The 19,513-nt window shown below is 42.3% G+C and carries 8 protein-coding genes; all 8 read left to right on the forward strand.

All coding sequences use genetic code 11. The features are described 5' to 3' along the window. Positions 1–264 precede the first annotated feature (264 nt). The 8 genes from J2X77_RS15950 to J2X77_RS15985 all read left to right on the forward strand — a co-directional run bounded on the left by J2X77_RS15950 (position 265) and on the right by J2X77_RS15985 (position 19,316). Positions 265–3,438: a TonB-dependent receptor gene (locus J2X77_RS15950; RefSeq protein ID WP_209578240.1), complete on the forward strand. Its 3,174-nt coding sequence runs from the start codon at positions 265–267 to the stop codon at positions 3,436–3,438. Positions 3,439–3,442: 4 nt separating this feature from the next. Next, positions 3,443–4,948 (forward strand): RagB/SusD family nutrient uptake outer membrane protein, encoded by a 1,506-nt coding sequence (locus tag J2X77_RS15955; RefSeq protein WP_310081554.1) that lies wholly within the window; start codon positions 3,443–3,445, stop codon positions 4,946–4,948. A gap of 410 nt (positions 4,949–5,358) precedes the next feature. Further along, a complete protein-coding gene (locus J2X77_RS15960; RefSeq protein ID WP_293936609.1) occupies positions 5,359–8,487 on the forward strand; it encodes a TonB-dependent receptor in 3,129 nt (1,042 codons plus the stop codon). Between the two features lie 27 nt (positions 8,488–8,514). Beyond that, positions 8,515–10,593 (forward strand): RagB/SusD family nutrient uptake outer membrane protein, encoded by a 2,079-nt coding sequence (locus J2X77_RS15965; protein WP_310081556.1) that lies wholly within the window; start codon positions 8,515–8,517, stop codon positions 10,591–10,593. A 189-nt stretch (positions 10,594–10,782) separates the two neighbouring features. Beyond that, positions 10,783–11,844, forward strand: coding sequence for a glycoside hydrolase family protein (locus J2X77_RS15970; protein WP_209578244.1), 1,062 nt, complete (start codon positions 10,783–10,785; stop codon positions 11,842–11,844). 132 nt (positions 11,845–11,976) lie between these two features. Further along, positions 11,977–13,377: a glycoside hydrolase family 28 protein gene (locus tag J2X77_RS15975; protein WP_293936616.1), complete on the forward strand. Its 1,401-nt coding sequence runs from the start codon at positions 11,977–11,979 to the stop codon at positions 13,375–13,377. Positions 13,378–13,485: 108 nt separating this feature from the next. After that, positions 13,486–17,073 carry a DUF4450 domain-containing protein gene (locus J2X77_RS15980; RefSeq protein WP_293936619.1) on the forward strand — a complete coding sequence of 1,196 codons (3,588 nt, stop codon included), beginning with the start codon at positions 13,486–13,488 and terminating at the stop codon, positions 17,071–17,073. Positions 17,074–17,159: 86 nt separating this feature from the next. Beyond that, a complete protein-coding gene (locus J2X77_RS15985; protein WP_310081559.1) occupies positions 17,160–19,316 on the forward strand; it encodes a hypothetical protein in 2,157 nt (718 codons plus the stop codon). Positions 19,317–19,513 lie beyond the last annotated feature (197 nt).

Below are 19,513 nucleotides of genomic sequence, written 5' to 3' on the forward strand. Positions count from 1 at the left end.
TGTGTTCGTGCGAGCTTGTCTTTATCTGATTGATTTTTTGCGAGCATAAAAAGTGGTCAGTAGCTTTCGTGCGCATGGAAAGAGAAAAAGTTGTTACATTAATAGGCCTGTATAACTATAAAAAGCCCCTTAAATGGGGCTTTTTGCTTTCTAAAATAAACGGAGATACCTGCGAACCTGTAAGTTCAGGATAGTTAGTTTAAAGGGATGCTATAACTTCCTGTTACCAATATAAATCACAAGTAACAATTTAAACTTCAACCCATGAAAAATAGCTTACGATATGGTACCGTGGTAATGATCCAGTTGGCATTGACTCAGGTATTATATGCTCAAGAACTGCTGAAAGGAAAAGTTGTTGACGATAAAAGTCAGCCTATTAGCGGAGTGACTATCCGTGTGAACGGCAAAGGTAGTGGAACGACGAATAAAAATGGTGAATTTGGTATCGTGGCCAAGCCGGGGGATAAAGTTACCTTCACTTCGATAGAATACCTATCTAAAACCTTAATCGTATCCAACCGCTCTTTTTTGCAGGTAGACATGATATCCAAGCAAGAAGCTCTTGACGAAGTCGTTGTCATTGGCTATGGAACGCAAAAGCGGACTAATCTTATTGCACCCGTTTCAAAATTTAATGCTGAAAATCTCGATGAACGGCCTATTGCTCGCGTTGATCAAGCCTTGATCGGACAGATGTCTGGCGTACGGGTCAAGCAATCTACGGGTGTTCCCGGAAAGGGGTTAAGTGTACAGGTCAGGGGGTCGGGGTCTATTACTGCTGGTAGTGAGCCCTTGTATGTCATTGATGGTTTCCCATTGTCAACGGCCTCGCAAAATGGCTCCGGAAACTATGCCTCGGGAAATCCTTTGGACAATATGAACCCCAATGATATTGAATCTGTAGAGGTTTTAAAAGATGCATCTGCGGCTGCTATTTACGGATCCCGGGCAGCAAATGGCGTTGTCCTGATCACCACAAAGCGTGGAAAGAGCGGTCAGGCCAAACTGAGTCTCAATTCATACATTGGTATTTCCGAGGCTTATAAGAAATTGGATATGTTAAATGGTGAGGAGTGGATAGATAGAGCGGTGGAGATGATCAATGCGCAATGGGAAGCCTCGGGTACAGGAAGATTGGCAAGTCAAAGTAATGCGGAACGACGGAAGATACTGGGGCTCGCCGACGGGACATATAATACAGCTTACATGTATGATGACCGCTGGCTGGAGCCTGGACATCCCGGACTTTATCTCGTTAACTGGCAGGACGAAGCGTATCGAAAAGGAGTGATTCAAAATTACCAGGTTGCAGCGTCGGGAGCGACAGAATTTGTCAATTATTATGTCTCTGGGAATTATCTCAATCAGCAGGGTATTGTGAAAGGATTGGATTATAAAAACTATACTGCCAGGGCTAACGTTGAAGTGAAACCGAATAAGAAATTCGCATTCGGTTTAAACCTAGCACCTACTTATTCGATAGGAAATGACCCCGGGGTGGAAGGAAAGGATAATATCATGCATCAAATTTATTCGATGTCACCGGTTCAGGATCATCCTGCAGGAACAGTAAACGTTTTTGACAATGAAAAATATCCTTGGAGCACTTCAACAAATGATCCCATTGCTAAATTGAATTATTATATCGGGGAAAACAAAATTTCACGTTTACTGGGAACAGTTTATGGACAATACAATATTCTTGATAACTTCAATTTTAAGACTACGGTCAATTTGGATCAAACCGATAGCCGGAGCAATAGATTTCAGCCTTACACAGTTGGAGGAACTTTGGCTAACCGAACCAATAATCCGAATCAAGCGACCTACGGATCCAATAGTGTTTACCGAAAACAGACCTTTGTGAACGAAAACACCTTAAATTATCACCTCAATATTGACAAGCATGATGTTACTGCGCTGTTGGGACAAGCTTATAATTTTGATAAACTTGAAACTTCTTCCATCACCTCGCAGGGGGGGTATACCAATAGTTCTATAACAACGTTGAACGGCGCAGTTGCTACAGTGGCTTCAACAGGTGCAACACAAAGTGTCTTGCTCTCTTATTTTGGGCGTGTCCAATATGCCTATGATGGTAAGTATTTACTGTCTGGAAGTATTCGACGGGACGGCTCATCGCGTTTTGGATCCAATACCAAATGGGGTTGGTTCCCATCGTTATCCATGGGCTGGCGTCTTTCAGAGGAGAATTTTATGAAACCAATGGCCTTTATAAATGAGCTGAAATTACGCGGAAGTTATGGTGAATCTGGGAATAACAATATAGGTGATTACAGCAGTATTGCTTTATTGGGATTTTATAATTATTCGTTAAATGGTCTTTCGGCATCCGGGCAGGCGCCAAGCAATATTATTAATCCGGACCTAAAATGGGAAAAATCCCGGACTTATGATATTGGATTGGATTTTGGTCTCTTAGGCTCACGCATCACCGGTTCATTTGACTGGTATACACGCAAAAGCAGTGATTTATTATTAAATGTCCCTTCCATGCTGGCGACCGGTTTTTCTTCCTATTTGGATAATGCTGGTGAGGTGAAAAGTAAAGGCTGGGATTTTGAGATCACCTCCCATCAAATCAGAAAATCGGATTTTTCGTGGTCTACCTCTTTTAACATCAGTCATAATTCCAATAAGGTAACAAAACTTGATGGGGAGCAAAAAGAAATTTTAATTCCATCTTCGTTTGATATCCAACATAGCCTTTTGCGGATTGGTGAGCCAATGTATAGTATTTATGTCGTGAAACAAGATGGAATATTAAGTCAGGCGGATATTGATGCTGGGGCGGCATTGTATGGTAGCCAAAAGGCAGGTGATCCAAGGTATGTGGATGCCAACGGAGATGGTGTGATTGATGCGAATGACCGTATGATTGTGGGGCATCCAAACCCTAGCTATGTGTGGGGGATAACCAACAACTTTAAATATAAAAATTTTGACCTGAGTTTTATGTTCCAAGGCCAGAATGGAGGTCATATCTATTCCTTATTAGGAAGGGCATTGGGACGTACGGGCCAAGGATCGTCGGACAATGCACTTGGTTTTTATCGGGATAGATGGCGTTCAGAAGAGGAGCCTGGAGAAGGCCGTGTTGGAAAAGCTTATTCAACGTTTGGGCGGATTAAAAATACAGATTGGCTGTATTCCTCGGATTATTGGCGCCTACGCAATGTCACTCTTGGTTATAATATAAAAGACCTGAAATTGGGAAGTCAGTCCAAACTTAGTTTAGTCCGTTTATTCGTGACATTGGAAAATTTTTGGGGAAAGGACAAATATGACGGCGGTGTAAATCCCGAATCTTCAAATACAAATCTAAGCGGAAGCGCTGATTATCCCGAAGCGGGTGATTATGGTGGCCTGGCAATTCCAAAAACAGTAACATTTGGTTTAAACGTAAATTTCTAAAACAATGAAAAAATTGAGTATATTTTTGTTGATAGCGGGTCTATTGGGATCTTGCAAAATGGATCTGGACCAGCAGCCCATTTCGAACGCAACATCAGATACGTACTTTAAGACTAAGAATGATTTTGTTCAAGGATTGAATGCTATATATAATAGTACACGAGGATATCCAGACCGCTTAATGAATCTTTCGGAGACACGATCTGACAATTTGTACGCCGTTTCTGATGGTGGGGTACGAGATTGGGAAGGGATCAATAGTTTTCATAAAACAATTGCCAGTAACCCCTATGTAATAGAAGCTTGGCAAACAAATTTTAACGGTATCTTTCGTGTAAACAATTATTTAGAACAACTTGAGGCGAATGGAGCTACAGCCATCTCGGATGTGAATCTTCGTAATAGAATGGAAGGCGAAGCTCGATTTATGCGTGCATTTTTTTATTTTGATTTGATTCGATACTTCGGGAAAGTACCGCTGATTGACAAGGTGGTCTCTGCCAGTCAAGCTAAGAATATTGGGCGGAGCAACGTGGAGGAGCTATATGCCTTAATTATTGAAGATTTAAATAAGGCTATTAATGCCCTTCCAGCCCCCAGCGCCTATGCGGCTGTTGATAAAGGTCGTGTCAATAAATATGCTGCAAAAATGTTGCTGGGATTGGTTTACATGACGCGGTCAGGGCCCACTTTGGGTATTGAAGGTGCCGGTTTAAACAGCAATGAATGGGCGAAAGCCGTGGAGCAGTTCAACGAGGTAATCAATAGCAATGAATTTAGTTTGCTGACCAGCTATAATAGCATTTTTGATTATGGTAATGAGCGCAACAAGGAAGTGGTTTTTAATATTGAATATTCTAGCGGTGCTAATCCCGTTGTTGGGGCTACATTTCCTTGGGTACTTGTGCCTGACAATTGGTTCAATTCACTCGGTCTGGCCACGCAAGGAGGCCTCACGATTAGGCCAGTATCGGATGACTTGCTTCAATCGTATGATGCAAGCGATAGTCGGAGAACATTCAGTATTCAGCAAGGATATACCTATGGCAATGTTGCTGAAACAAGATCTTTTATTAAGAAATTTGTGGATGTTACTAAAGTGCCTGCAAATCGAATGGATTGGCCGATTAATTATATTGTATTTCGCTATAGTGATTTGCTGTTGCTAAAGGCGGAGTGTATATTGAATGGCGCCCCTGGGGCTATTCAAACGGATGTAGATGCGGTAGTCAATCAAATCCGAAAGCGCGCTGGATTGACAGCTGAGCTGACCAATGTCACTAAATCGCAGCTGATGGACGAAAGGAGACGGGAATTTGTTGGTGAAGGGCTGCGTTGGTTTGATCTTATCCGCAGCGGTAATGTGGAATCTGTCATGAAGGCTTGGATCACGAAAGGGGATGTCGCAAAGCAGATGTCAGATTTTCAAGTCAATTATGTGCTCTATCCAGTGCCACAATCCGAACTAGACAATAGTCCGGGCTTATATACACAGAATCCAGGCTATTAATAATTTTTATAATCAAACTCAACCTAACCTACCCGTTCTGAACGGGTAGGTTTTTTTTGTAAAAATAGGTTCAAATTCTTTCAGGAGTGTAGCGGTAAAATGCTGCTGCGTAGAGGTGAGCATTGAATCGCATGTAAACGGGGCTATCTAAACTTCTTGGGCAGCCCCGTTTTCTTTGGAAGCTTCCTTCAATGACAGGATTGAACAGGATGGTTATTACAACTCATACTTTTATTTTTAACCAACATTATAAGCCTGAGAGGAACCCTGAATATATTTTTAAGTCAGTAATGCCTATTAAGCAATAAAAAATCATACAACTTTTTTATTATCTCGTTGTAATGAAAATCGATTTTTACGGTCGAAGATCAATAAGGGAGAAAAGAAAATAATACCTAAATAATACTTTAATGATAAACTATTTAACAATTAGGTTTGATCATCATGTAAAGAAGTACATTTTTTTGCTGTTTACGGCAATGCTGTGTACATTAAATTTATTTGCTCAAACCGCTCGGACTGGAAAGGTAAAAGATGAAAAAGGTTCACCTATTCAAGGTGTGACTGTACAGTTAAAAGGTAAAGCCATGACGGCAAAGACCAATGTCGACGGTTCATTTGCCATCAGTGCATTGCCCTCGGATGTTTTGACCTTCAGAAGTCTTGGTTTTGAACCCCAGGAAATTCCTGCTGGTAGCCAAAACAACTTCAATATAGTTCTGGTACAGAAGATCGATGTCATGGACGAAGTCGTGGTGGTTGGTTACGGCACGATGAAAAAGAAAGATGTGACGGGTTCGATAGCGAGTGTGGGCGAAAAAGAACTTAAGGCAATGCCCGTAAAAGATGCATTGCAGGCCATGCAAGGTAAGGTTGCAGGGGTTGATATTACATCAAATCAACGGCCGGGAACAACTGGTAGCATAAAAATCAGGGGTGTAAGGTCGTTAAACGCCGATCAAGACCCTTTATATGTCGTTGATGGGATGGTATTGCAGGCCGGCGGAATTGACAATATCAATCCGAGCGACATAGAAACCATCGATGTTCTAAAAGATGCTTCCGCAACGGCTGTGTATGGTTCGCGTGGTGCCAATGGTGTGGTTTTGGTGACGACTAAGCAAGGCAAAAAAGGTCGTTTACAATTAAATTATGCAGGTACAGCGACATTCGAGAAGATGTATGATGTCACAGAATACATGGATGCTGCACAATGGTTGGATTATGCGCGCTTGGCGAAATTTGGAACAACAACACCTAGTTATACAAGTGACTTTTCAAAGTGGGGCTCTGTAGCAGCCTCCTGGGCAAATATCGCGAAAGGTTGGACCAATAATAATACGGTTTGGGATCCAAGCTTAGTAGGTAATTACGATTGGGCTGATGCTGGCCGTAAAAATGCCTTATCTACTGAACATACCTTAAGCGTCTCTGGTGGTGGCGAGAATTCAAAAGGTTATGGTTCATTTGGCTATTTAAAGCAAGATGCCACACAGCCAGGGCAAAAATTTAATCGCTATACCTCGAAAGTAAGTTTTGAAGCGACTCCGACGAAGTGGTTTACTATGGGTGCTTCACTAAATGTATTTTTCTCCGATCAAGATTATGGCTATAACTTTTCTAAATCGGTCACTGGAGCAGGTGATTACTACAACGCTTTACGAGGAATGTTGCCCTGGACAGTACCCTATGACGAGAATGGAAACTACCTGAGAAACCCTGCGGCAGGTGATATCAATATCATTAATCCAATTAATGAATTGGAATACAATACCAATCAACGGCAGACTTTTGGTGCGAATGGTAGTTTCTTTAGCCAATTGGATTTTGGACAGATTTATGAGCCATTAAAAGGTTTAAAATATCGTGTGCAATTTGGGCCGGAGTTTAGATATTATCGTGCGGGCTTGGCCAATGCGGCTGAAGGAATTAATGGTGACGGAAATAACGCAGTAAGGTTTTCGACAACTCGAAATCTTGCTTGGACCTTGGATCATTTGATCTACTACGATCGCGACTTCGGCACAGATCATCACTTGGGGATTACCTTATTACAGAGTTCATCGAAAAAAAATGTCGAAACAAGCGATATGCGTGCGACCGATGTGTATAGTGCAAATGAACTATGGTATAATATTAGTTCCGGAGGTTTTATCGGTAGCTACGGGACAGGCTTATCAGAACGACAAATGGAATCCTATATGGCTCGTGCAAACTATAGCTACAAGGACCGTTATATGTTAACTGCTTTTGTGCGATGGGATGGATCGTCGGTATTGGCTCCAGGGCATCAATGGAGTTCATTCCCCTCTGTAGCTGCTTCTTGGCGTATTGATCAAGAGGATTTTATGAAAAATTCATCTTACATCAATACTTTAAAATTACGCATGGGATTTGGTATCGTAGGAAACGAGGCAATATCTCCTTATCGAACTAAAGGCTTATTAACACAGAACTTTTACAATTGGAGTGCAACGAATTCAACGCCAGGCTATATTGCATCAGACCCTTCTGCAGCGTCTCCCCAATCCATGGCAAACCCTGAGTTGGGTTGGGAACGTACGACGCAATATAATATGGGAATAGATTATGGCTTTTTCAATAACCGCGTTAATGGAGCGCTGGATCTCTATAAGACACGAACCAATGATTTAATTATGTTGATGGGATTAAACCCTGTAACAGGATTTCCAAATACTTGGGCAAATATTGGGAAAACCGGTGGCTGGGGGATTGATTTACAATTGAATACTGTCAATATCAAACAGGATAATTTCCAGTGGAATACAACTTTAACTTGGTCCAAAGACAGGAGTAAAATTATCCAATTGCAAAACGGTCGTACGAGTGATATCAGCAACAAATGGTTTGTAGGTCAGGAAATTTCTGTTCCTTACGATCTAGTTTACGATGGTATTTGGAAGACTTCCGAAGCAGAAGAAGCTAAAAAATATGGTGCTAATCCTGGACAAATTCGTGTAAAAGATATTAGTGGTCCGGATGGTGTGCCTGATGGAAAAGTGGACAGAAACTATGATTCACAGATATTAGGTTCTTATCGTCCGAAATGGTCAGCAGGTATTATGAATACATTCACCTATAAAAACTTTGATTTATCTTTCTTTATTTTCTCCCGTTGGGGGCAAATGATTAATGCTGGTGCGGAGACCTTAGGCGGTCGTTTTATGATGCGTAAATTGGATTATTTTATTCCTGGGGTTCATGAAGATGCAGAATATTACCAACCAGGATCAAATGGAGAGGCGGCAGATCCGTGGAGTTCTTCCATGAATTACCGTGATGGCTCATTTATTAAGTTGCGGAATGTAAGTTTGGGCTATAATTTTCCGAAAACAAAATTAGCGAAGCTGGGGGTAAGTAACTTTAAAATCTATGCACAAATTATGAACCCGGCAATGTTGTATTCAAAAGTGGATTTCTTGGATCCGGATTTAGCAAGTTATAATAATAACACGACACAAGCTGGCTCAGCAATAACAACACGAGGTGCAGTAATTGGTGTAAACATTGGGTTTTAGACCGTAAAAAGATTAAAAAAGATTCTCATGAAAAATTATAAAATATTAATTGCTTTAATGCTTGGATCAGCGGGATTGCTGGGATTAAATGCTTGTAGTAAAGATTTTTTAAAAGAAGAGCAGATCACCACACCGACGACTGACTATTTTAAAACACAGGCAGGGTTGGATGATCTGGCGACAGGAGTTTACTCGAAGCTGAAATTTAAATATAATTATACCTGGGGCATGGCTCTGTTTAATTTAGGTGTTGACGAGTTTACGGATGCAAATAACCCCTCTCCGAGCTTCAATAGTTATAGTATGGATCTTAACCCAGCTGAATCAACCTATGGAGGAGCAAATATTCAGCCGGTGTTTGACAATATGTATAGCGGTATTGAATCGGCTAATACGCTGATTCAGAATGTACCGCTGTATTACGATAAATCCAACGCCAACTATAATACACGCTTAGGCGAGGGGTACTTTATGCGCGGATATTTTTACCTGCAACTGATTGTACAGTTTGGTGGTGTACCCTTGAAATTGACCCCAACGACAAAAGTAGAATCCTATTTCACAAGAGCTTCAGAGGATGCTTGTTTTGCGCAGGCCATTTCGGATCTGGAGCAGGCTTATGCTTTGCTGCCCGCTTCGGCCACAGAGTTTGGACGGGTGACCAAATCTGCCGCAGCACATTATGTTGCGAAGGCTAGATTGACTCGCGCGAGTGAGTTATATGCTTCCTGGAATTCAAAATATATCGCAGAAGATTTGGATGCGGTTATCAAATACGGAACGGAAGTCGTGGCGGCACATCCCCTGGTTGATGACTATGTAAAATTATGGGATTATCAAAAGGCGAATAGTGCCAATGAAAAAGTCTCTGAGGTTGTTCTTTCGGCACAGTTTTCGGACGATCAGGCAACCTGGGGACGTTATGGAAATCAGATCCATCTTTACTACCCTGCTGTTTATCAGGATTTAGGTGGAACAAGTCGAGACATATCGGGCGATCGTGAATTCTCCTATGCACGTACCACAAACTATACCTTAGATGTCTTTGACCGCGTTAATGATTCCCGTTTCTGGAAATCCTTTATTACGATGTATGGCGCCAATAATACCGCGAATGCACCTGTATGGACTGCCGCTAATGCATCTCTTGGACCAGAAGGAACTGTTGTTGGAGCGAAGCGATTCAAAGGTGGTGAGCTTGGGATTAAATACATTGTTAACAACGCTGGTGATACCCGCTACAAAGCAGTGGCCAGCGATGCAACAGGGGTGCTTAAAAATGGCGTGATGCAAAATACCCATACCTTTGTACGTTATTTTCAAGGAGAACCGCAAGCCTGGGTGGGAAAACATGGAAATAACGGTTACTATGGTGTACAGTCACGCTATGTGGCGCTTTCAAAGTTTAGAGACGGCTATCGGGTTAGTATCGCCTCAGCCAACGGTACCCGAGATGTGATTATGGCACGTTCGGCAGAAGACGTATTGATGGTGGCCGAAGCGTATATCCGCAAGGGTGAAGGCCAGTATGCCAATGCCATACAGTGGATCAATAAACTACGTAGCCGTGCCGGCTATAAAAATGGTGAAGACCGCGCGAAAAATGTCGATGGCGGACAAGCCTATAAGAATAATTCCTATGCGGTCGGTAAAGGAGGTGGTTTTTCCGCTGAAGGTGCAATCTACTGGGAAGGGAACTCTTATTACGAATCCAATAATGATATGACTAAAACAACGGTATCTTCGGAAACACAGATGCTGATCAATTCGGTCGCTGATATTTATAACTCAGCAGTAGATGCTCCAATCTACCAAAAATTGGGTGCGGCAAGCAATGCGCAGAAAATGATGGCTTTCCTGTTGAATGAGCGCACGCGTGAATTGTGTGGCGAACTCTACCGCTGGGAAGATCTGGCACGCACCAAAACCTTGGAATCGAGATGGAAGGCTTTCAATGATGGGTATGTACGGGGTAATACAGTGTTTAGTCCGAATACGCATTACTATCGGCCAATTCCGCAATCTTTCTTGGATGCAACCACCAATGAAAGTGGTGCTGCATTGACACCGGCCGAAAAACAGGCTATGCAGAATCCCGGATATTGATAATTTTTAAAATCAAACTCAACCTAACCTACCCGTTCTGAACGGGTAGGTTTTTTTTGTAAAAATGCATTCGGTTACAGGATAGCGCAGGATAGGTCCCTTCGCTAGTTTTCTTATCTTACAGCTTGATTCGCCTATCACTGCGAGTCTAATTAAACCAAATTGTAAATCAAGGGAAGGAAGTGTTAAATGGATAGAAGATTCTTCTTAAAATCAAATGCATTTTTGTGGATATCAACGTTGCTCCCTCTAGCTACATCGGGGCGAAAAGGCGGAATAGCGTCGTCCTATTTCACATTGAAACCGATTGGTCGCTCTTTACAATTACAGGATTATTTTATTTGGTGCTCATCTCCGATCTGGGGGGATGATGGTACGGTTCATCTTTTTTATTCACGTTGGCGAAAGGAAAAAGGGATGGGAGGCTGGATCAAAGGTTCAGAAATAGCGTACGCAGTCGCTGATTCTCCTTATGATACATTCCAACATAAGGATGTAGTTCTACAACCTCGGGAAGGATTTTGGGATAGTACAACCTGCCACAATCCACTGATAAAAAAGATAGCAGATACTTATTATCTTTTTTATATGGGAAACTCCAATGGCAAGACCGATACGAAGAGAATCGGCGTGGCAACCGCCAAAAGCCTTAATGGACCCTGGAAGCGGAGCGATAATCCTCTTTTGTTGCCTGGCCCGCAAGGAGCATGGGATGATCATTGTACGACAAATCCGGCTTTCTTACAAGGCGACGATGGTAAATATTGGCTCTACTATAAATCTTGGAATACCGCTGAATACGTACATGATAAAGGTTCTGTCCGGGGAAATCGAAAGTATGGATTGGCGAAAGCAGATCATCCCTTGGGGCCATACGTTAAAATCGCGGAGCATCCGGTGATTGATTTTTCTGACCGTCCCAACAATGCACAGCTTGAAGACGCTTTCGTTTGGAAGAAAAATGGAAAATATTTTTTAATCGCAAGAGATATGGGGTTCCATAATCACGAATGTGGATTGATCTTAACATCATCCAATGGCATTCATTGGTCCGAACCCCAAGTAGCATATTTAAATTTAGCTTCGTATATCGATGAAGCTTCTCCAGCAGCAAACTTGAAACGTTTTGGTCGACTTGAAAGACCGATGGTGCTGATGGATAAAATAACAGATGAACCGCGTTTCCTTTTTGGAGCCACACAGGGTGGTGCCGCCGGTACTTCAACAACATACGTTTTTGAGATCCTGTGAAGATATACCATCGTTTTGTAGACTTTGAGTAAGTAACAGCACAATGGTGCCCTTGTATCTTAAACATCGATGCCAGTGGGCTGGAGGTGCCCGCTCATATATTTAAGTATAACCAGAAACAATTATAAGTCAATGAAAAAGATTCTTAGTATGATTCTCGCAATTTTTGCCTGCGTAGCAGGTCAAGCGCAACAGACGACCTGGAGCAGTGCCCAGCAGCCCCTAAAAGAAATTGAACAGCTTAAAAAGATTATTGTGGCCCCCTCATTTAGAAATAAAGATTATTCCATCACCGATTTTGGGGCACTTGGAGATGGAAAGACAAAAAATACAGCAGCTTTTAAAGAAGCAATTGAAACGTGCAATAAGCAAGGTGGAGGACGGGTGGTGGTTCCTAAAGGGGTATACTTGACCGGTGCTATTTATTTGAAAAGCAATGTCAATCTTCATGTTAGTGAAGGCGCAACGATACTGTTCAGTAGAGATAGCGCAGATTACCCAATGGTATTCACACGTTGGGAAGGTATGGAATGTGTCAATTTTTCCCCATTCATCTATGCGTATAAAGAAGAAAACATTGCCATTACGGGAAAAGGATTGTTGGATGGAAATGCCGACAATGATCATTGGTGGTATTGGTGCGGTGCGAGAAAATATGGTTGGCATGAAGGCCGCCCTGGCGAACAAAAGCCTGCACGTGCAATTTTGCATCAGCAGATGGCCGACGAGATCGATCCGCAAAAAAGGGTATTTGGCGACGGAAATTTTCTCCGGCCCAATTTTGTACAACCTTATCTATGCAAAAATGTCTGGATTGCTGACGTGAAGTTAATTAATTCTCCGATGTGGAATCTCAATCCTGTCCTATGTGAGAATGTGTTGATTGAAGGAGTGAAAGTGGTGAGTCATGGACCTAATAATGATGGCTGTGATCCCGAAGCAAGTAAAAATGTATGGATCAGGAATTGCTATTTTGATACCGGCGATGATTGTATTGCCATTAAGTCTGGACGAGACGAAGATGGCCGCAATATTGGTCGACCTGCGGAGAATCATATCATCGAAAATTGTGAAATGAAAGATGGACATGGCGGTGTCGTTATCGGTAGCGAGATTGCCGGCGGAGCTAAAAATATCTACGCGCTTAACAATGTCATGGATAGTCCAAATCTAGATCGTGCCCTTCGGATAAAAACCAGTTCAAGTAGAGGCGGTACTATCGAAAATGTGTTTTTTTATAACACACAGGTGGGACAGTATAAAGAAGCTGCTGTGCGTTTTAATATGTTCTATGAAAAGCCCGGAAAACATATTCCGACGATTCGGAATATCTGGGTCGAAAACCTTCAGGTAAAAGGTGGTGGCAAGTATGCTGTGCTCTCCACGGCTTATGAATCTTCACCTGTCACTGATTTTACAATGGTGAATTGTAAAATTGAAGGTGTAAAAGAAGCCTATAAAGTAGATTACCTAAAGCATGTAACACTAAAGCATGTCATTGTTAATGGGAAGGAAATCAAGTCTTTCGATTAGCATAACCTATCCGTCACGAGAAAATTTAAAGTCCATTGGCCATGAAATAGCATGTTTGTCCTTAAAAAAGAAAGCTCAGCATCGCTAATGCATGAAATAATTATTGATATGATACGAAAGTGTTTGATTTTTTGTTGCTTTTCGATTGCCGTATTTTTACAGGAAACTCTTGCTCAATCCAAGCATTGGCAAGATAACGACCGCACGTTACATTATACCGAAGATCAGGGTGACTTTCTGCTGGTCAATGGGCGATATCGATTTAATCGCGCGCTTTATGGTAATAACCTCGCATCCCGCGTTGAAGCAGGAGATCTACCCGAATTCGCGTTATATATGCCAGGAATGGGCGGGAATCTGCAATTTGTGTTAGGCAACAAGCAACTGCGAAAAAAAATGATTGATGCCGATCATATAGAGACAAGATATCGACCTGGAGCGATGCACTATCGTATTCAAGATGCTTTATTAGGAAAGGGCTATATTGATATTACTGTCATGGCGCAGGCCAATGCTGAGGGGATGATCGTAAAACTACAGCCGAAAAACGTTAAATCTGATGTACAGCTGTATGCTATCTATGGGGGAGCGAGCGGACAAACATTCAGTAGAAATGGCGACATAGGCGCTGATCCTGAATCAGGGTTTTACCTTCTTCCAGCGTATTGTGAGCGTAACCACTATAGACTACACAAAAATAGTTTTGAGCTCAGGTATCAAAACAAGAAAAATGAGCCGCAGTTTATGCAAGGTAGTTTTTCCGATCTCTCAAAGCTGCGCGTGTCAGATGCTAAGGTTTTGGATGATCTTTCCAATCTGGCGAACCTGGAAAATAGGGGCAGCCCTATTCTTGTGGGAGAATATGATCTGACTGAAAAAACACATTATATTCAAATCGCTAAGGGTAAGCTTTCGGCCACGGAATTTTCTGAAAGCTCCATAGCGAAGATCTTTGAACAAGCAGAACAGAAAAGAGCTTCCTTAGCCGGTCGGGTCAAAATAAATACACCGGATCGCTTTATCAATAATTTGGGTGCAGCATTGTCGGTAGCTGCTGACGGTATTTGGGAATCGCCTACTTTTCTGCATGGTGCTGTGGCATGGCGTATGCGATTGAATGCCTGGCGGGGAGCTTATACAGCAGATGTGTTGGGCTGGCACGATAGGGCGAAAGAACACTTTTCGAGCTACGCCAATTCGCAGGTAATGGAACCAAGCTCCGGCCCCGTAGTGATGGATACCGCATTACACCTCGCACGACATTTGGAGAAAATGGGCACCTCCATGTTTTCCAGTGGCTATATTTCCCGCAATCCCAATAACAAGTCTGTCCCCCATCACTACGATATGAACTTGGTCTTTATCGATCAATTGTTATCGCATTTTAATTATACAGGAGATGTCGCTTATATCAAAGAGATGTGGCCTATCCTGACCCGGCATCTCAATTGGGAAAAGCGCAATTTTGATCGTGACAATGATGGCCTGTACGATGCCTATTGTGCGATCTGGGCCAGCGATGGATTGCAATATTCTGGTGGGGCTGTCACGCATACGACCGCTTATATGTATCGTGCGTATCAGATGATGGCCAAACTCGCAAAGGTTATCGGTGAAGATGCAAATCCCTATCAACAGGAAGCTAATAAGATTCAACAGGCATTAAAAAACCGACTTTGGCTAAAAGAAAAGGGATATTTCGCAGAATTTCAGGATGCGCTTGGCAATCAGCTTGTACACGAAAATCCGGGTTTGTGGACCATTTATCACGCCGCGGATGTGGCTATCCTAGATGATTTTGAAAGCTATCAAAACCTGCAATATGTAACTAATTATTTGCCAAAGATTCCTATTCGTGTCAAAGGACAAGAACAGCATGACCTATATACATTGCCTACGACGACATGGCAGCCCTATACCTGGTCCACCAATAATGTTGCTCTAGCCGAGAATTTACAAACGGCTCTTGCATACTGGCAGTCCGGACGGCCGGATGATGCGTATCAGCTTTGGAAGAGCAACCTTATAGAAAGCATGTATCATGGGATCAGTCCAGCCAACTTTCAGCAGCTTTCCCATTATGATGCATTTAGAGGCGAATTATACCGTGATTTTGCCGACCCTATTGGTGTGGCATCTCGTACCTTAGTCGAAGGATTATTTGGCGTGCATCCCCGTCTATTGGATAATGAATTATTTATTAAGCCTGGTTTTCCAGCGACATGGAATCATGCGCAGATCGAATTGCCGCAATGGAGTTACGCTTATAAAAAAGATAACACCACTATTACATTTCAAATTAACACGCGTTATGCAATGCCAGTAAAACTTACGTTGGAAGTTCCAGTAGATTTTACAGCGGTACGTGCCGTGAAGGTCAATGGAAAGGAAGCCAAGTGGTCGCTAAAATCTTCAGCTATTAATAGGCCATATGTCGTGATTGAATCTGACCCTGACAAAGATTTCGATATTTCAATCATTGGTGATGGTCAACTCGAAAGAATAGAAACCAAAAATGTAGAGCAAGCATTCACCGATCAATGGTCAGTCCCCTTAGCTGCTAATACCCAACTGTTGGAAAGCTTCGATCCTCAAGGTCTTATTGTAAACAGCATAGGGCAAAAATTTTCTTTCGTACAGCATGAGCGGTTAGGGACCTTTTTTGTGAAGCTTCAGCAGGGAGAGATGATTTGGTGGCAAGCCGTTGATATTCGGTTATTACCACCATTAAAAGCAACGATTGTAAAAAAGCATGTAGGTTATGGGTTAATCGTAGAAAATCGTTCCGTTCACCCGCAAGACCTCAAAATTGAGCATAACAGTTTCCAGGCTACCTTAAATTTAAAATCTAATGAAGCAAAAGAACTGCGGCTTCCAAGTAGTATCTTTTCGAAAGGAACAAACAACTTTTATCTGCGTGGGAAGACTTATCTTCAAAAAATAGATTATACCGATTGGACGATTAAGGATAAACCGAGTTTTTTGAAACAAAATTTATCAAATTATTACAATGCCCGTTTGACAGATATATTTCAACAGCAATATCTTTCGCCGCGACCAGAAGGTCCGACGTTGCAACTCCCTTGGCAAGGGATAGGCAATTGGTGCTATCCATTGACTATGGCAAATATAGATGACAGCGGAATCATGAAAAATGCGATGCAGGGGGATCTGTCCTACCTAGGTATTCCGTTTCAGCTAAATAACAATTCCAAAAATGTGATCTTTGTCAGTCAGTGGGATAATTATCCCACAAGCGTTAAGATACCTTTAACAGGTCAGGCCAGCAAAATGTATCTTCTGGTCTCCGGTTCAACAAATCCCATGCAATCACAGTTTGTCAACGCTACGATTAAGGTGAAATATAGCGACGGAACTGCAGATACCCTTGATCTGATCAACCCCGTAAACTGGTGGCCAATCGAACAGGACTATTTAGATGACAATCATGCTTTTGATCTCCCTGATGATCGTATTCCTTATCGAATCAGTTTAAAATCGGGCGAGCTGTATAAAGGAGGCACCTGGAAGCATTACACCGATATTAAAGGATATAGCAGCAGAGCCATTGAAGGCGGAGCGGCTACCTTATTGGATTTACCGCTAAACGTAAAAAAGACGCTCCAATCCGTAGAGCTTATTGCTGTAGCAAACGATGCGGTCATCGGTCTGATAAGTCTCACTTTAGTCCGATAGATAAATTAAGAAATATTAAAATGTACGCCGAAATTTCTAGTAGAAATCGTGCACTGGGGTAGCGTATATCTAAAAATACAATATAGATGAAAAAGAAGTTTAGTATTATTTTCACTTTCCTTATAAGTGCCTTAAATCCTATGTTGGTGTTAGCTCAGCAAGGGACTAAAATTAATCGAGAAAATGTCGTTAAGAGGCATAACGTCTCCAATCGTGCTATGGATACTTTAGCATCACTAACCGTGGGGAATGGTACCTTTGCCTATACGGTCGATGCTACAGGGATGCAATCTTTTCCGATCTATTACAAAAACGGAGTTTCTTTAGGAACACAGTCTGAGTGGGGTTGGGACGCATTTCCAAATACTAAGAACTATAAATTTGAGGAAACCTTACAATCTTACGACTTTAACAACGAAGGCCGGAGTGCAAAATATAGTGTGCAGCTGAAAGAGCCAGCGCGTAATGCCGGTGCAGTAAACTATTTCAGAGAAAACAAACATCGCCTGCAATTAGGGAACGTGGGGTTGGAGCTGTATCTAAAAAATGGCCAACGGGCTACGGTCAAGGATATTGAAGGCATTCGGCAGGAATTAAATCTCTGGACCGGTATTATTACCAGTGAATTTCGCATAGAGGGAGAGCCAATTGCCGTAAAAACGGCCGCATATCAAGGAAGTGACCGTATTGCTGTACATGTTGTTTCTCCATTAATCGCACAGCAAAGGCTTAAAATATTTATACAGTATCCGTATCCCAGCGGGAAATTTTTGGATGAAGGGACTAATTATAATCAGGCGGATAACCATCAAACCACCATCATCAATCAATCGTCAAATGGTGCAGTGATAAATCATCAGTTACAGGGCACAAGTTATGTTACAAAACTGAATTACTCCCAAGGAACCCTAAAAAATAAGGCTTCGCATTACTTTGTTTACCAACCCGCTAGTACACTGGGAGAGTTTGATTTTTCATTTGGGTTTGCAGAAACAAACAACGTTGACAAAGGTGAGTATGGGTTTACGGAAGCTGCTGCCGAAAGTACCGATACCTGGAAGCGTTTTTGGGAAAGCGGTGCTGCCGTTGATTTTGCAGGAAGTACAGATCCCAGAGCCAATGAATTAGAAAGAAGAGTGGTGCTTTCTCAATACCTGACAAAGGTACAGTGTGGTGGAAGCAATCCACCCCAAGAAACAGGTCTTACTTTTAATAGTTGGTATGGAAAGCCGCACACGGAAATGCATTGGTGGCATGCCGTACATTTTGCATTATGGGGGCGATCAGACATGATGGAAAAAACATTAGACTATTATTTTAGGACTTTTAAAAAGGCCAGGGCACTGGCCGAGCGGCAAGGCTATCAAGGCGTTCGATGGATTAAAATGTCTGACAACGATGGCCATGAAAGTCCCTCATCTGTAGCTGCTTTTTTAGTTTGGCAACAGCCACATATCATTTACATGACCGAATTGGCATACCGTGACAAAAAGAGCCTGGATGTCTTGAAAAAATACAAGAACTTGGTATTTGCAACGGCTGATTTTATGGCTGACTTTGCCCATTATGATCGGGTAACAGGTCGCTATAATATCGGAAAGGGAGTTATTCCGGCGCAAGAAGTATTTAAAGCTTCCGAAACACTGAACCCTACTTATGAGGTTGCTTATTGGGATTGGGCGCTTCGTATCGCCCAACAATGGAAGGAGCGTCTGGGAGAACCAAGGGTGGCAAAATGGGATGAAGTTATTGACAAATTAGCTCCCTTACCAATGAAAGACAACTGCTACCTGGCCACGGAAACTGCGCCCGATTCTTATACTTACGATCGATGGATGACAGACCATCCTGCGGTACTCGGTGCATTGGGCATGGTTCCTGAATCCGCGAAGCTAAATAAAGATGTGATGAAAAATACGCTGGATGTCATTTGGAAGAAATGGCATTGGGAAAAAACCTGGGGATGGGATTTCCCGATGACGGCCATGAATGCTGCTCGTCTAAATCTTCCCAATAAAGCACTTGATGCACTATTTATGAATGTCCAAACCAATACCTATCTCAAAAATGGTCATAATTACCAAGATGGACGGCTCAGAATCTATCTGCCCGGCAATGGCGGTGTGTTAACAACCGTTGCGATGATGCTTGAAGGTTGGGATGCGTCCACAGGTGATCTTCCTGGATTTCCAAAAGATGGTTCATGGGTTATAAAAAAAGAAGGATTTAAAAAAATGCCTTAATAGATGATATAGGAAATAAGAACGATGGCCAAAGGATAGTGTCCCCTTTGAAAAGCACCGATAGCCTCTGAGTATCAATGTGTCGTTTGGACATATAGCAGTACAGTGCAGGATGATGAAACCGGTTGCATTGTGTAATATTGAATCAACCAATATGATACAATTATAAACCCAAAAGCTAACGCGAGTTGGCTTGA

It is taken from the genome of Sphingobacterium sp. 2149, assembly GCF_031455655.1.
In the GTDB taxonomy this organism is placed as follows: Bacteria; Bacteroidota; Bacteroidia; order Sphingobacteriales; family Sphingobacteriaceae; genus Sphingobacterium.

Coding starts and splice junctions, on each gene's coding strand:
- J2X77_RS15975 (WP_293936616.1), top strand. CDS start 11,977: ATGAAAAAGATTCTTAGTATGATTCTCGCAATTTTTGCCTGCGTAGCA.
- J2X77_RS15950 (WP_209578240.1), top strand. CDS start 265: ATGAAAAATAGCTTACGATATGGTACCGTGGTAATGATCCAGTTGGCA.
- J2X77_RS15955 (WP_310081554.1), top strand. CDS start 3,443: ATGAAAAAATTGAGTATATTTTTGTTGATAGCGGGTCTATTGGGATCT.
- J2X77_RS15960 (WP_293936609.1), top strand. CDS start 5,359: ATGATAAACTATTTAACAATTAGGTTTGATCATCATGTAAAGAAGTAC.
- J2X77_RS15970 (WP_209578244.1), top strand. CDS start 10,783: ATGGATAGAAGATTCTTCTTAAAATCAAATGCATTTTTGTGGATATCA.
- J2X77_RS15965 (WP_310081556.1), top strand. CDS start 8,515: ATGAAAAATTATAAAATATTAATTGCTTTAATGCTTGGATCAGCGGGA.
- J2X77_RS15985 (WP_310081559.1), top strand. CDS start 17,160: ATGAAAAAGAAGTTTAGTATTATTTTCACTTTCCTTATAAGTGCCTTA.
- J2X77_RS15980 (WP_293936619.1), top strand. CDS start 13,486: ATGATACGAAAGTGTTTGATTTTTTGTTGCTTTTCGATTGCCGTATTT.